15 protein-coding genes are annotated in these 14,801 nt (G+C 59.8%); 3 read left to right on the forward strand and 12 right to left on the reverse strand.

The window, feature by feature from the left end; translation table 11 throughout:
* Nucleotide 1 precedes the first annotated feature (1 nt).
* The gene (locus ACIOU9_RS06780; protein WP_105658231.1) at nucleotides 2-778 is read left to right on the forward strand and encodes a phosphonate ABC transporter ATP-binding protein; all 777 of its coding nucleotides are present in this window, start codon (nucleotides 2-4) and stop codon (nucleotides 776-778) included.
* Nucleotides 775-1,650 carry a phosphonate ABC transporter, permease protein PhnE gene (gene phnE / locus ACIOU9_RS06785; protein ID WP_286134288.1) on the forward strand — a complete coding sequence of 292 codons (876 nt, stop codon included), beginning with the start codon at nucleotides 775-777 and terminating at the stop codon, nucleotides 1,648-1,650. The genes ACIOU9_RS06780 and phnE overlap by 4 nt, the downstream gene beginning before the upstream one ends.
* A 206-nt stretch (nucleotides 1,651-1,856) precedes the next feature.
* Here phnE and ACIOU9_RS06790 read toward each other — a convergent pair whose 3' ends face one another.
* Nucleotides 1,857-3,077: an MFS transporter gene (locus ACIOU9_RS06790; protein ID WP_133832987.1), complete on the reverse strand. Its 1,221-nt coding sequence runs from the start codon at nucleotides 3,075-3,077 to the stop codon at nucleotides 1,857-1,859.
* A 95-nt stretch (nucleotides 3,078-3,172) separates the two neighbouring features.
* On the reverse strand, nucleotides 3,173-4,843 hold the full coding sequence (locus tag ACIOU9_RS06795; protein WP_286134289.1) for an amidohydrolase: 1,671 nt from the start codon (nucleotides 4,841-4,843) through the stop codon (nucleotides 3,173-3,175).
* 304 nt (nucleotides 4,844-5,147) lie between these two features.
* On the opposite strand from ACIOU9_RS06795, the gene ACIOU9_RS06800 reads away from it, so the two are divergent.
* On the forward strand, nucleotides 5,148-5,879 hold the full coding sequence (locus tag ACIOU9_RS06800) for a type 1 glutamine amidotransferase domain-containing protein (RefSeq protein ID WP_105658246.1): 732 nt from the start codon (nucleotides 5,148-5,150) through the stop codon (nucleotides 5,877-5,879).
* Nucleotides 5,880-6,078: 199 nt separating this feature from the next.
* Here ACIOU9_RS06800 and ACIOU9_RS06805 read toward each other — a convergent pair whose 3' ends face one another.
* The 10 genes from ACIOU9_RS06805 to ACIOU9_RS06850 form a co-directional block, all read right to left on the reverse strand.
* Complete coding sequence (locus tag ACIOU9_RS06805) at nucleotides 6,079-6,636, reverse strand: hypothetical protein (RefSeq protein ID WP_105658233.1); 558 nt, start codon at nucleotides 6,634-6,636, stop codon at nucleotides 6,079-6,081.
* A gap of 577 nt (nucleotides 6,637-7,213) precedes the next feature.
* Nucleotides 7,214-8,542 carry an LLM class flavin-dependent oxidoreductase gene (locus tag ACIOU9_RS06810; protein WP_286134290.1) on the reverse strand — a complete coding sequence of 443 codons (1,329 nt, stop codon included), beginning with the start codon at nucleotides 8,540-8,542 and terminating at the stop codon, nucleotides 7,214-7,216.
* Between the two features lie 29 nt (nucleotides 8,543-8,571).
* A complete protein-coding gene (locus ACIOU9_RS06815; RefSeq protein ID WP_105658236.1) occupies nucleotides 8,572-9,414 on the reverse strand; it encodes an ABC transporter permease in 843 nt (280 codons plus the stop codon).
* On the reverse strand, nucleotides 9,411-10,259 hold the full coding sequence (locus ACIOU9_RS06820; RefSeq protein ID WP_105658237.1) for an ABC transporter ATP-binding protein: 849 nt from the start codon (nucleotides 10,257-10,259) through the stop codon (nucleotides 9,411-9,413). Before ACIOU9_RS06820 ends, ACIOU9_RS06815 begins: the two co-directional genes overlap by 4 nt.
* A 6-nt stretch (nucleotides 10,260-10,265) precedes the next feature.
* Nucleotides 10,266-11,141, reverse strand: coding sequence for an ABC transporter substrate-binding protein (locus ACIOU9_RS06825; protein ID WP_402696369.1), 876 nt, complete (start codon nucleotides 11,139-11,141; stop codon nucleotides 10,266-10,268).
* Nucleotides 11,142-11,768: 627 nt separating this feature from the next.
* A complete protein-coding gene (gene rpsO / locus ACIOU9_RS06830) occupies nucleotides 11,769-12,038 on the reverse strand; it encodes a 30S ribosomal protein S15 (RefSeq protein WP_013348393.1) in 270 nt (89 codons plus the stop codon).
* A gap of 107 nt (nucleotides 12,039-12,145) precedes the next feature.
* Nucleotides 12,146-12,931: a class I SAM-dependent methyltransferase gene (locus ACIOU9_RS06835; RefSeq protein ID WP_105657290.1), complete on the reverse strand. Its 786-nt coding sequence runs from the start codon at nucleotides 12,929-12,931 to the stop codon at nucleotides 12,146-12,148.
* Nucleotides 12,932-12,936: 5 nt separating this feature from the next.
* A complete protein-coding gene (locus tag ACIOU9_RS06840; protein ID WP_105657289.1) occupies nucleotides 12,937-13,890 on the reverse strand; it encodes a bifunctional riboflavin kinase/FAD synthetase in 954 nt (317 codons plus the stop codon).
* 64 nt (nucleotides 13,891-13,954) lie between these two features.
* Entirely contained in the window at nucleotides 13,955-14,422 is a 468-nt protein-coding gene (locus ACIOU9_RS06845; protein ID WP_181148828.1) for a hypothetical protein, read from the reverse strand.
* 10 nt (nucleotides 14,423-14,432) lie between these two features.
* On the reverse strand, nucleotides 14,433-14,795 hold the full coding sequence (locus ACIOU9_RS06850; protein WP_105657288.1) for a hypothetical protein: 363 nt from the start codon (nucleotides 14,793-14,795) through the stop codon (nucleotides 14,433-14,435).
* Nucleotides 14,796-14,801 lie beyond the last annotated feature (6 nt).

Genomic DNA, 14,801 nt, shown 5'->3' on the forward strand with positions numbered 1-14,801 from the left:
CATGGACACCACGCAATTGGCCCGTCCGGCCCTCTCGGTGAAGTCCCTGGCCAAGACCTTCAACCAGCGCCGCGTGCTTGACGACGTCGATTTCACCGTCAACCGCGGCGAGCTCGTGGCCTTTCTGGGTGCCAACGGCTCCGGAAAATCCACCACCCTCAAGTGCGTCGCGGGATTGGCCACGCCGGATTCGGGAAGCATCGAATTGGATGGCATCCACCTGGCCGATCTCCATGGCCGCGATCTAGCCCGTGCGCGATCCCGGGCAGCCATGGTGTTCCAGAAGATCCATCTGGTGCCCCGCCGCACAGCACTGGACAATGTCTGCGCAGGCGCCCTGGCCCGTGTCACCGGCTTGGCCTCATTCTCCCCCGCTTTCTTCTCGCGCGAACTGCGGGAAGAAGCAATGGCCTGCCTGGACCGGGTTGGCATGGCCGACCGCGCCCTGGACAAGGTCGGGCGCCTTTCTGGCGGACAGCAGCAGCGCGTAGCCGTCGCCAGGGCCCTGTGCCAGCGCGCGTCGGTGCTGCTTGCCGATGAGCCGGTTTCTGCGCTGGACCCGCATGCGGCCGAGAACATCATGGAATTGCTCGCTACCTTGGCGCACGACGAAAACCTTGCAGTCGCCGCGGTTCTGCACCAGCCAGAGCTTGCACAACGCTACGCAGACCGGGCGATCGGGTTGCTGCATGGACGTATCGCCTTCAACGGTCCGGTCCAGAATCTCGGCGACGACTTCCTGGACGTTCTCTACTCTCCCGAGAGGATTGCAGCATGAGCCTCCATACCCGGACTCGCATCAAGGAACAGGCAGTGGAAAGCACTTCGCAAATGATCGCTGGAAAATCCGCCCCAGCACTGCCCAGGGACCCGCACAAGGCCGCCCGGCGTACCCTTTGGATCACCGCAGTTGCAGTGATTGCCGTCCTTCATCTGCTGGCCATCGCGGGAACTGATTTTGATCCGGCGCTGCTCGTGGATGGCTGGCGCGGGATGGCACGATTCATCAGCGACGCATTCCCGCCGGATCTGAGCTGGGACAAGGTCATACTTCCTGGCTTGGAGGCAACGCTGGTCACCTTGTGGATCGGCTTGCTGGGTACGACCTTCTCCATTCCTACGGCCTTGGTGCTCGCTGTGCTCGCATGCCGCACCACGACGCCGCATCCGCTGGCCTACCAAGCAGCACGCAGCATCTTGTCCTTCTTCCGCGCGGTTCCGGACATCGTCTTTGCGCTCATCTTCGTCACCGCCGTGGGCTTGGGTCCCTTCGCAGGTGTGCTGGCGCTGATCTGCCACAACACGGGAGTGATGGGAAAGCTCTGGGCCGAGTCCCTGGAAGAAACCGATCAGGGCCCGCAGGAAGCGCTGTCCACCACCGGCGCATCACGGGTTCAGCAACTTACCCATGGCGCACTGCCGCTGGTGATCCCGCAGTTCGTCGGCTTGCTCTTGTACCGCTTCGACGTCAACGTCCGTTCGTCACTGGTCCTGGGCCTGGTCGGTGCTGGCGGCATCGGCTTGCTCATCAACCAGGCGATCAAGTCGTTCCAGTTCGATACGATGCTTACGCACATCATCATCGTGCTGATTCTGATCATCGTCGTTGACCAAGCGTCCGGATTCATCCGCCGCAAGCTGGCAGTCTAGCGCCTCGCCAATCGGAAAAGCGCGCCTGGGCCCCAGCGGGTGTCCGTGAACCTTACAGGATCGAGGACACCGGCTGGGGCTTCATGGCGCTCTGGGCGAATCGTTGTGGTCCCTGAAGATGCCTCGGCACCTTTACCAGCGGCGCAGGTCCTGGAAAGTCGTTGTTTTCCACTGGTTGGCATGTGCCGGTGGTGGACCGTGCACTGCTATTCAGGAATTCCCATTGGAGCGACGCGCTGGGGCAAGCCGTGCTGATTGCGGCCCTGGACGAGAACCACGCAGGTCATGGACAGCAGCACTCCGACACTGCAGGCGACGAGAAGCACGCCAAAGCCGCTGGCAGCCTCGATGAGCATGCCGCCCAGAACTGGTCCAAGCGCGAACCCGGTGCCGATCATCAAGTTCGTGGAATTCATCAGGTGGCCGCTGGAGTCCAGGTCGGAGACCGTGGCCAGCAAGTAGGGCAGGATGAAGGTCCAGGAGAATTTGAAGATGATCGCCGCGGCCGCGAACTGCACGGCTCCGCTCAACCCGAACAGCAAGCCGATGGACAGCAGCATCGCCAGATAACCGAGAATGAGGAACAGCGGGCGGCGCGGATGGTCGCCCAGGAATGTGGCCAGCAAGGAGGAAGCAATTCCCGGGACTGTCGCAACAGCGAGAATCAGGCTCGTCGTACCCAAATTGATCTGCGCGGACGCCGCGAATTGCCCCATGAACGACCACACCCCGCTCAACGCTACGTAGAAAAGCATTACCGCCGCCAGGGCCAGAAACGCCTTGGATCTCGGGGCCGGCCGGTGCCCGTAGTTGGCACTATCAGCAGCCGGGTCAGCGGCGCTTCCCAACAGCACGTTGCCATCGATGCGGTGCGCAACCGCCATGCAGCACAGGGCTAGCCCAGCCATGGTCCAGTAGATCGCAGACACCGCGGAATCCGCGAAGAGCACCGGGAAGAGCGCCAGAATCACGGCGCCCATGACCAGCTGGGCCGCAACGAATAACCCATAGGCCCGTCCTGGGTTCGCGCTCCTGCCGCTCAAGCTCAGGATCACCACGGTGATCGAGCCAGCAGCCAGGGACGTCACAATGCGGCACACCGCCAAGAGCGCGTAGTTGTCCGCAAAGCCCGAGACCACATTTCCGGCCACGGCAACCAGCGTGAAGACACGAGTTGCCGTCACGAGGTTGACGCGCTTGAGCCACAGATAGGCGGGGATAGTCGCCAAGCTGAAGGCCCCGAGCTCCATGGACAGCAGCCCGCCTACTTGGGTGGCCGTCAGGCCGAATTGCGCCACCAGCTTGGAGGCGATCACCGGTGCGGTCAGCAGCACCATGTACAGCACCGCGCTGTAGGCACCGATGTAGATGTAGGTTCCGCGGTCGCCGCCTGTTTTTGTGCGCGCGCCAGCCAGTATCGAGTCCATGGCTTTCCTTCGAGACAGCGGCGAGTTGCCGCGGGTAAATAATGATGCTCCGGCCGATACCCTGGCCGGCTGAGAACAACGTGCTGGGCAGGCGATTAGCGCACCGGCACGCTCGAGGATCCGAGTCGGTCGTAGACCTTTTGCCCGCTGAACCAGGTCTGCTGTGCAGTGATCTGCGGCAGCTCTTCGAGTTGCACCTCAAACGGGTCTGCCGAGAGCATGATGAAGTCAGCGGACTTACCGATTTCCAGCGACCCGGTCAGGTCATCCAGTCCCATCGCTTTGGCGCAATTGATCGTGTAGATGCGCAAGGCATCCGCCAAGGTCACGGCTTCTTCCTCCCAGAGCGTTCCGGGGAAAGCTCCGGTAGGATCCTTGCGGGTGACCAGACCGTAGATTCCTTCCCATGCGTTCGGGGAAACGCTCACCGGCCAGTCCGAGCCGCCGGCAACTAGCGCCCCGGTGGCCAGCAAGGTCTTGTTCGGGTGCATCTTGGATGCCCGGTCGGCGGGAAGGACGAGTTTCATGGCTTCGGTAATCACCCCGGGGAACCACAATGACGGCGAGATATCGGCGGTGACTCCCAGTTCTGCAAAGCGCGGCAGGTCATCCGGGTGAATGAACTGGCCGTGGGCGATATGGTATTTCGGCTCGCCCAGACCTGCCTCGCGCACCTTCTGGACTGTGTCCAGGACCAGGCGCACCGAAGCATCGCCGGTGCAGTGGATCTTCGCGGAAATGCCCCGCCGCGCCGTGCTCATCAGCCAGCCCGCGAGTTCTTCTGGAGGCATTGTGGTGTTGCCGCAATGGCATTCAGGGAATCCCGCACCCTCCAGATACGGTTCGATGAAGGCTCCGGTCCCTGCCGGCGGAACGCCATCAAGGAAGATCTTGATGAAATCCGGGCGGTGATGAGTTGACCTGGTTTGCTCGCGCTCGGCAATGATCCCCTCGCCCAGCGGATGGGTCCCGAAAATGAAGTCATTGGCCTGCATGCTGGAAACCACCCAGGCGTGCAGATTCCCGGATTCATCGAGTTCTTTCAGGGCCTGCATGAGTTGCAAGGAGGCGGCAGCATCCTGGAAACCGGTGATGCCGTAAGAATGCAGTATTTCCATGCCCCGCGATGCCGCTTCGGCCAACTGCCAAGTCGGCGTGGGGCTCATTGATTCGCGGACCTGTTCGACAATGACCCCGCCGGCTTCCAGCAGCACGCCGGTGGCTCGGCCTTCGGCATCCCGCATGATTTCCCCGCCTTCGGGGTGAGGGGTCGCGCCGGTGATGCCCGCAAGCTCCAAGGCACGGCTGTTCACCCATCGGTTGTGCTTAGCATCATCCTTGAGCAAGGCCGGCCGGCCGCCGGTGGCCTGATCCAGCCGCGCCAGTGCCTGGGGCGTATTGATCTCGCTCAACAGGCCCGAACCCCAGCTGCCACCGATGACCCACTGGTCCGCAGCCAGCTTATCCGACCAGACCGCGACTGCCTCCAGGAACTCGTCCAGGTTGAGAGTTGGCGGAACGTTGAGCTCGAACAGGTCCATCTGCCCGGCAAGCATGTGATGATTGTGCACGTCCATCAGCCCGGGCATGATCGTGGCCCCGTCCAGATCGATAATTTCCATTTCCGGCCCACGCAGCGCCAGCGCATCCTCTCCGAGCGCGACAATCTTTCCTGCGCGGACGGCCATCGCATTGACTATGCGTTCATGCGGATCCAGCGTATGGATGGTGCCGTTGACCAAGAGAAGGCTAGGGGCGGTGTTCACGAGTGCAATCCTTTCGAAAGATACCAATCCGGGATGGCTCTCCAAGGTTCAAGAAGTGATGCACGGCATATCCCGGCCGGTGCATTCATTCTCGCAAAGTCCGCCCCAAGGGCGTTGGCTTTAAGCGCATGCTTAGTTGGCAACGCACGCCAAACTCGCTCCGGGGCTGGAAACAGGAGCCACGTCCCACTTGTTCTCCCTCCGGAGCACGATTCCGGAAAGCAAACTGGCAACTTGCGCATCACCCTTGCGACAGCCTGCCTGTTGTACAAGGGTGGAAGGACGAATGCGAAAGGAGCACACCTTGAAGAAAATCCTCATGGTCCTGACCAGCGTTTCCGAAATCGGTAATGACAAGGAACCTACCGGATACAACGTCGCCGAGGCCGCACATCCATGGAAGGTGTTCCGGGATTCCGGGCACTTCGTCGACTTCGCTTCCATTAAAGGCGGACAGCCCCCGCGCGACACAGTGGACCAGGACGACCCGGTCCAGGTCCAGTTCACCCAGGACGAAACGACCCGTGCCGGCTTGTACAACACCGCAAGGGTTGAAGTCGTCGACCCCGAACAGTACGACGCCGTGTACCTCGTGGGAGGCCACGGCACCATGTGGGACTTCCCCAATAATGAGGGCCTGCAAAAGCTGGTCGGCGCTATCTACAACAAGGGCGGCGTTGTCGGTGCAGTCTGCCACGGCCCGGCCGGTCTGCTCGATGTCGAGCTGCATCATGGTTTGAAACTCTTAAGTGGCAAAACCGTTGCAGCATTCACCAACGATGAAGAAGTGGCCGTAGGCAAGGATAAGATCATTCCGTTCTTCCTGGCCGACAAGCTCACCGAGCAAGGCGCCACGCATTTCGCCGCCGATAACTTCGAAGAGAATGTACAAGTCTCCGAACGCCTGGTCACCGGACAGAACCCAGCTTCCGCCGCAGGTGTCGCCAAGGAAATGGAAAAGCTCTTGGCCGAAGTGATCCACCAGGAGAAGGCCGCTGAAGCCGCAGCTGCCGAGTCCGAGGCCGAGGCACAATGAGCTAAGTCGTAACCCAGCCCGAAATCTCATAAAAAACGCTTGGATCCGTGTAGCTTCGCGGATCCAAGCGTTTTCGACTTCTACTGGACTTTATATAACGCATTCCGTACTCCATGCAACGCCATGCACCCCTTGCCGAAAGCGTGGCTGGTGATGCAAGCAGCTTGGAAAGCGTCTCGGATTGACCCGACAATACTCGTCAATCGATTGGGTCTGGTTCGCAACCTGGCCGTCCCTGCATCGCAAAAGCCTTCTCATACAGAGTGGCGCTCTCATCCGGCCAGCCTGGATCTCGCGGAACGACACCGGTAGCAGCCCAGAGCGTCTCCCTTAGCCACTGTGCGAATCCAGCTACACGGAAGTTGCCTACAGCGCCTGCATCCCCTTCAGCATGCTCAAGCAAGACAATTGCTCGCCTCATCCCACCGAGCTCGTTCTGAATGACGTTCCACAGCTCTTCATCCTTAGTGAACACAACGTCGTAGCTGTCTTCATCTTCTTCGGGAGGCCATTCCATCATTTCGCGTTCAACCGGCAAGGACCGGGAAGCAAGGAGCTCTGGGTCGGAAATATCGTAGGCTGCAACTACACGTGCCGAGTCTACATATTCATCGATGAGGTTGCCGGCGAACCTGGAGTAGTCGAAGGTCTTGCCACCCAACGAGGTGAGAAGTGCTGCAGCTTCCGACACGCGTGGAGCAGCGCCAACCCCGTAGTGTGCACGAGCAGCCTGCAAGAGTTCTTGGTAGTCAGTCATAGTTCCCCAATTCAAGCACTATTGGTGCCGCCAACAGTAGCTGGCGGCACCAATGCTTCGTGCAAGTTCTTTCCCAGGTCGAGCTTCCGTGGAAGAGATGAATGTCAGGGGTCCGCTTGTTGGGGTGGAAGTGCCACATGTACCCTTCTTGCCTCCTCCACTGATTTCGGGTCCAACTGGCGCCTTGCCGTCCTTAGTAGCTGCTGCTAGGGATTTTGCTTTGTTCCTGGAAAGCGCCCAAACGCCGTTGCCCTTCTTGCCACGGGTGACAGCCTTGGTTTTGGCCAGGGTCTTGGCGCTGATGAAGCTCTTATTGCTCTTGCGCGTTGCCGGGTAGTAATCGCGCTACTTCGATTTGCACTTCACCAGCTGCTGCCCGTGGTGGGAGCCTTGTCGAATCAACTTCGTGCGGCTCCCATCGCCAGTACTTTCCTTGCGGTTTCTCCATGCTGATCACCCAGGGCATTCCTGGAGGACGCAGCTGAACCAGCAACCGGTATCCGCCGGGGCCTGATCCCACCGGCAACCGAAGGCCGAGAGCAATGGCTCTCGCCCTTCGGTACACGACTTTCAGGCTCTAGAATGCCAAGCCCAGGCGATTATTTGCCGGTACTGGCAACCCGTAGTTTCCGCGAAGCGTACTCTGCTCGTATTCAGTACGGAAGAGCTTGCGCTGCTGCAAAATCGGGACTACCTGCTCCGTGAATACTTCGAGACCTGCCGGCAAGACCGGAGCCATGATATTAAATCCATCGGCCGCTCCGGCTTTGAACCAGTACTCGATCCGGTCCGCCAGCTGCTCCGGCGTACCCGAGAACGTCTGGTGTCCCCGGCCAGGACCTAGCTCCCGGATGATCTGGCGAACCGTGAGCTTCCTTCGGTAACCCAGATCCAAGATGAGATCCCTTCGGGAGGTGGATTTCTCCTTGGCCACGGTATTCTCCAGCTCGGCGGGAAGTTCTCGGTCCAGTTCAAGGATTGCCGGCTCCACATGCAACTGCTGGGCCAACGTATTCCTGGCGTATTCCGGCAGAATGAGCTCATCCAGGGAATCCGCCAATTCATTGGCTTCGGCTTCCGTGGAACCAAGGATGGGAACAATTCCTGGAAGGACTTTGACCGAATGCGCTGCTCGGCCGTTGCCTGCTGCCTTGTCTTTGATTTCCTGGTAGAAGTCCCTGGCAGACTCAAATGATTGGTGAGCGGTGAAAATGGCTTCAGCCCATCGCCCGGCGAATTCCTTGCCGGCGGCCGAAGCTCCCGCCTGGACGATCACCGGATGCCCCTGGGGCGACCGCGGGACATTGAGCGCTCCAGCAACCTGGAAGTGCTCCCCGATGTGTGCCGCGGAGTGTATCTTGCCCGGATCCGCCCAGATCCCGCTTCCCTTGTCAGCGACGACTGCATCCGGCTCCCAGGAGTCCCAGAGCTTCTTGACCACCTCCAGGAATTCCTCGGCGCGACGGTATCGTTGCGAGCTGTCCAATTGGGCGGATTGGGAGAAATTCCTCGCCGCTGCATCGCCTGCTGTGGTGACGACGTTCCAGCCCGCACGCCCATTGCTGATCACATCCAGGCTTGCAAAGCGGCGGGCAAGATTATAGGGGTCGTTGTAGCTGGTTGATGCGGTCGCTATCAGCCCAATGTGCCGGGTCAACGGGGCGATGGCAGAAAGCACTGTCACAGGGTCGAGGATTCCTGCAGGTCGTTGGGCGACCGGCCCTTGAAGCACTGGGCCGTCTGCGAAGAAGATCGCGTCGAGCTTCGCTTTCTCGGCCAGCTGCGCCAAACGGATGTAGTGGCCGATGTCCGTTCCGGCATGTGGGTCGCTCAGCGGCAGGCGCCATGAGGATTCATGATGCCCGGTAGTCATCAAGAACGCGTTGAGAGTCAAAGTTCGTGTCATGGTTGTAGTCCCTTCGGTAGGAAGATTGTCTAGGCGCGAGCCCAGCGCGAGAAGTGGCGCTCCAGCGCTACAAGTGCTGCGTTGACCGTGAAGCCTAGGATGGCGACAGTGAGTATGGCTGCGTACATTTTCGGGATCAGGAAACTGGCTTGCGAATTGGTGATCAGGAAGCCCAGTCCAGCCTTGGCGCCGATCATTTCGGCGGCGATGAGCACCAGCACGGATGACGTTCCTGCCATCCGGACGCCGGTGAAGATGATGGGTACGGACGAGGGCAAGACAACTTTCGCGAAGATCTCGTAGCTGGTGAGCCCCAAGGTTTTTGCCGCCCTGATCAGCAAGGGATCTACGCTGCGTGCTCCAAGGATGGTGTTGAGAAGCACCGGGAAGAACGCCGCGTAGACGACAATCGATACCTTGGATACTTCGCCAATACCGAGAAGGAGCGTGAAGACCGGAAGCAACGCCAAGGCCGCGGTATTTCGGAATACCTCCAGCAACGGGTTGAGGAAATCGCCGACTTTCGAGAACCACGCGACGACCAATCCGACTGGCACGCCGATGAGGACAGCGAGCGTGAATCCTACGGCCGCCCGGCCTAGGCTTGCCAGGATGTGCGTGCCCAGATCCCCTGAGGCAATCATCTTCCCCAGTGCCTGCAGGACTTCATGCAAGGGAGGAAGAAAGACCCGGGATGATGGTTCCAGGACGAATTGCGGGACAAGCTCCCACACCAGGAGAAAACCGATGATCGCACCCGAACGGTACAGCGTTGACCGCAGTCTTCCGGCCAAACGCAGGAAAGGAGAAGGCCGGTTTGACTCCCCGGTGGAGCCCTGCAGGCGCTGGTCCGGTACGGCTAAGGTGCTCATGCTGGTACTCCTGGAGAAACGAGCGACTTGTGGCTCACCGGCGATTTGCCGGCACTGGGAGCGGACTCGTGAAGCAGCGTCCAGATGCGATGGCGGTAATCGCTGAATTGGGGAGCCGAGCGGATGTCATCAACACTGTGGCGCCCGTCGAGTTCAATGTTGATGATCTCCTTGATTCGTCCGGGTTTGGAGGACATCACCGCTACCCGCTGCCCCAGGTACACGGCTTCTTCTATGCCGTGCGTAATGAAGACAATCGTGGTTCGGGTGCGACTCCAGATATCTAGCAGCAAGTCCTGGAGTTGTTCGCGTGTTTGGGCATCCAGGGCGGCGAACGGCTCATCCATCAGCAGCACCTTGGGTTCATGGGCCAAGGCACGGGCTATGGCCACGCGTTGACGCATGCCGCCGGATAGTTCGTGGGGGTACTTGTCTTCCACACCCTGCAGGCCAACGAGTCGCAGATATTCGTTAGCGCGGATCCGCCTTCCCGATTTGTCCAGTCCCCGACCGCGACGGGCCTGGCTCTCCAGCCCCACCTCGACATTGGCCACTGCCGTGAGCCATGGGAAGAGCGCATATTGCTGGAAGACTACTGAACGTTCCAGGCTGGGACCGGAGACCGGCTCGCCATCAACGAGAACTTCGCCCGAAGTTGGCGCGGCCAACCCGGCCAAGATATCCAGAAGAGTGGATTTGCCGCATCCGCTGGGGCCGACAAGGGTGAAGAATTCTCCGTCCTGGATCCGGAGATCCAGTGATTCAATGGCCGTGACGGCAGTATCTTCACTTGATCCGGAGCGGAGGAATTTCTTGCCCAAGTTCTTGATCTCAATGGTAGACATGCGCGATTACTGCCCTTCGTTTGCGAGGTCGTTGAATTCGTTGGTGTAGTACTCGCTGGGGGTGATTTCTCCCTCGAGAATCCCCGCGTCGTTGAGCCATTGCGCCCATCTGCTGAAGTCCTCGTCTTCGATGGCTGCGTGTTCGCCCAAGCCATAGCCGTTGAAGTACTGCAGGGCTTCAACGTCGTCTCCGCGATCCCTGGATTCAACGATTGCGGTGAATCTCTTGATGACCTCTTCGCGCGGATGCGTCGAAGCCCAGTCCGCTGCTTTGGCAATGCCAGTGGCCAGGGAATGCGCTGCTTCAGGGTATTGAGCGATGAAATCATCCCGAAGGACGTACTCTCCGGCATCAAAGTTGCTGAAGACTTCCGTGTCCCTGAAAACTTCTCGCAAGCCGCCTTGCTTCACCGCATGCACTTGGGAAGCCCCGGAAAGAGCGCCAACGTCGACCTGATGGGTGCGAACGGCTTGTGCGGTGTCGGTAGGTGGCAATACGACCAGCTGCACCTGCTCGATCTCTTGCGGCGTCAGGCCTTCGGATTTCAGATAGCTGCTAACGACCGCTTCGGAATGAGCGCCCAAAGTATTGACTGCAATTGTCTTGCCAATGAGGTCCCTCGGTTCTTTGATGCCGCTGTCTTCGCTCGTGTAGAACCCGACAAAGTAGTCTGCATTGGAACCATAGGATGAGACCACCGCGGTGACAGGCGATCCAGCTTCCTGCAGCTTCACCACTGCTCCGGAGAACGCGCTGCCGATCTCGGTGGCGCCGGTGGCTGTGTTCTGGATCGCCGAGGGCCCGCTGGAGTTGTTGCCAACCCATTCCAAGGACACACCGTCAAGGTAGCCCAGGTCTTCAGCCAGCTCCGGAAGGATCACGGTATTGGCGCTTCCTTCGTAGCGGACGGTTATTGTGCCGTCAGGGTTCTCAAGATCCGTGCCGTGAGCTGACGCAGTGCATGAGGCTAAAAAGAACGCTGCTGCCGTCAGCCCCGCCGCCGTGCCCATGCTTCGAAAGTTCAACCGTTTGAAATTATTCATCCCTGTTCCCCTCTATTTCGCGCTTTTTCCGTGCTTGGTAGCCATGCAACCACTTGGGCGGCGCCTCGGAAAGGGCATGGAAAACTGGAGAAACGAGAAGAAACCTGAGGTCAAAGTGACCTTCAGGTTTCGGAAGATGTCGCGGGATGGCTCATTAGCCTTAGCCCAACGGTATGTGGCTCCACAGGAAGGTCAGATACCGAGATATTCGGGGCGGAATTTAATCCGGGGAAACCTTAGCGGGTGCGTCCAAGGTCGCTCCGACGCCTGTTCCGTCATGTGCTTGCCTGCGGGATGAGCCTGGGAGAGCAGGAATTCATCCGATTCTTGCCTCTGTCGATTACTGATCTTGATTCGTGCCGGCAAATCGCGAACACATGAGCGGCGTTGCCAAGGTCCGGAGGCAAAGAAAAATCCCCGACTCCTGAAGCGGAGACGGGGAATTTCTTGCTCTGAAGCAGAGGACTACTTGCGCAGGCCCAGACGCTCGATCAGCGAACGGTAACGCTCGATGTCGGTGTTCTTCAGGTAGCCGAGCATACGACGACGACGACCAACCAGAGCCATCAGGCCACGGCGGGTGTGGTGATCATGCTTGTGCATCTTCAGGTGCTCGGTCAGGTCCGAAATACGGCGGGACATGACGGCAATCTGAACCTCAGGCGAACCGGTGTCACCCTCGTGGGTAGCGTAAGCCTTGATGATTTCGTTCTTGATAGTGGCATCCAATGCCATAACAAACTCCTAGAGTTGGACCGCGTTCATAAGTCGGTGCGAACGTCGAGACGCTCACGGCGGAAACTCGCAACCGCGGACTGCAGCGAGAACCATCGTCAATCATATCACCGACGGGTGCGCCGGCGGGACCTCCAGGCATGGGTGAGATAGGGCACCTGCACCTTTGCGTCCTGCTCGTGCCCCAGATGCTCCTGCCAATACCAGGCCAAGTTCGCTTCCACCTTGGCGCGGGTAGTTTCTGAAGACTTGCGGTAGTAGCTGCGTGATTTGGTCAGCTCGACGATCTCGTGGAAATCCAGTTCCATGGACCAATGCCAGATGCCATGCTCCGGCTTCTGGAACTGGGGTCCCAACGGCGGCTCCAGCTCGGGCCGGTGCACATCGCCGGCATGCATGATGCGTGCCAAGCGGTGAACCCAGGGAATGGCGACATCCAGCTGATTCCACAGCAGGGTGAGCCAACCGCCATCATGGAGCAATCGGGCCGCTTCGGCACTGGCTTGAGGGTGGTCCACCCAGTGCCATGCCTGGGCATAGGTCACCAGGCCAGCGCTATCGGCCTCCAAGCCGGTCGCTTCACCTGCGGCGCAGGTTACCGCGATCGCCGGCAGCCGCTTGGACAGGACCGAGAGCATTTCTGCCGATGGGTCTACGGCCCTGACTTCCAGGCCTGCACGGATGAGCTGTTCGGTGAAGATCCCCGAACCGCAACCGATGTCAATGGCACTCACCGGTCGGTGCTGCAGCGTGAATTCCAAGGCTTCCTGCGGATAGGAAGGACGGATCTTGTCGTAGCTTTCGGCATCGGCTTGGAAAGCGGAAGCTAATTCATCGCGGCGCTGGGCGCCCACGACGAAGGCCCGCTGCGGCAATGATGGTATCTCAGCCATGATTCCTAGTGGCGTTCTATAGCTAGCACCGCACGGGCCTGGTCAACGTCCTCGGTCATCTGCTCAATGAGGGCTTCGATGCCGCGGTAGGCAACCATCGGACGCAGGTGGGAAATGAACTCAACGACAATCTGCTGTCCGTACAGATCGAAATCTTCCACGCCTTCTTCGGGGCGGTCAATCACGTGGGCTTCAACCACTCGGGAGACGCCATCGAAGGTGGGGTTCGACCCGACGGAAATTGCTGCTGGCCAACGCACCTCGGCCTCGTCGATCACCCAGCCGGCATAGACCCCATCGGCGGGGATGATGCCGGTGGCTTCCGTGTCCAGATTCGCGGTGGGAAATCCCAGCTCGCGTCCACGGGCATGGCCATGGACTACTTCTCCGCGCATGCGATGCGGCCGGCCGAGGATCGCGGCGGCAGCTTCGACATTGCCGGCGGCTAGTTCTTCACGGACCCAGGTCGAGGACAAGCGGCGCTTGTCCCCTACGTCTTCGACACCTATGACTTCAAAACCGTATTTGGTGCCCAGTTCCTGCATGTAGCTGAAGTCCCCGGAATTGCCGCGGCCAAAACGCACATCATGCCCGACCACAACGGCCACGGCATTCAGCTTCTCTACGATGATGGAGCGAACGAACTCTTCAGCGCTCTGGTCCGCGAATTCCAGGGTGTAGTGGATCATCAGCGTGGCATCCAGGCCAACGCTGGCCAAGGTGTCCACGCGGTCAGCCAGACCCATGATCAATTCAGGAGCATCATCGGGACGGTGCACCAGCGCCGGGTGCGGGTCGAAAGTGATCGCTACCGATTGAGCCGAGCGTGCTTTGGCCTGCGCGACAGCTGCATCCAGCACCTCGCAATGGCCCAGGTGGACACCATCAAAGTTGCCAATGGTCACGACAGTGGGAGCCATATCCGCGGGGACGGCATCCAAGCCCTTCCAATAGTGCACTTTGCTCCTTCAGAAATTCTGCTGCGGTGGATGGAAAACCCACCGTGGTAATTCTTGCACGTCTTTAGGCGTGACGCTCGTTACGGTTACGGTACAGCCACCACAAGCCGACAATCGGCAGCACCAGTGGAACGTAGCCGTATCCTTCGCCGAAACCGCTCCACACCGACGGATGGGCGAAGTCTTCGGGGTGGGTCAGCGACAAGATGCCGACCACGATCACGCCTGCCAATTCAACGGCTACCGCCCAGAGCGAAACCAGCCAGGCACCACGCTTGGCTGAAGACAGCGAGAATGTGGCAAGGATATAGACCAGGCCAGAAAACAGCGACAGGCTGTAGGCGATCGGCGCTTCGTCGAATTTGCTCATGATCTGGTACACCGCGCGCACGCTCGCCGCCAGGGCGAGGATGCCGTACACGGCAATGATCACCCGGCCCAGTCCGGTGGACCGGCTTGGCTTGGGGGCCTTATTGGTGCTGCGCGCCTGAGCGGCCTGCATGATTCGCGAATTTCGCGGCTTTTCACCCATGTGAGTACTCCTACTGCCAGATCTGTTCCATGCGGAACACCATTACGAAGGTGACGGCGGCCGACGCGGCCAGCACGGCGTTGGACCAACGGCTCTTCTCGCTGATCGCCCAGAAGAAGGCCACCGGCGGCATGATCAGCGCTGTGATGAAGTAGCCCCAGAATTCCACCGGGTCGCCTTGCACCGCATTTCCCCCGACCTGGCGGATCGCGGCCGCGATGCCGTAGGCAATCAGGAAAAGCTCGGTGGCCACCGCACCGATCAGCGCCCAGTCATCCGGGTGCTTGCGGATAGCGGTTGCGATAACTGCCACCAGCAATGCCAGTGCGCAGACCACCGCTCCGGCGATGAAGAATCCATTGACGGCAATCAAGCCAGT

The organism is Glutamicibacter sp. NPDC087583 (assembly GCF_044743685.1).
In the GTDB taxonomy this organism is placed as follows: domain Bacteria; phylum Actinomycetota; class Actinomycetes; order Actinomycetales; family Micrococcaceae; genus Glutamicibacter.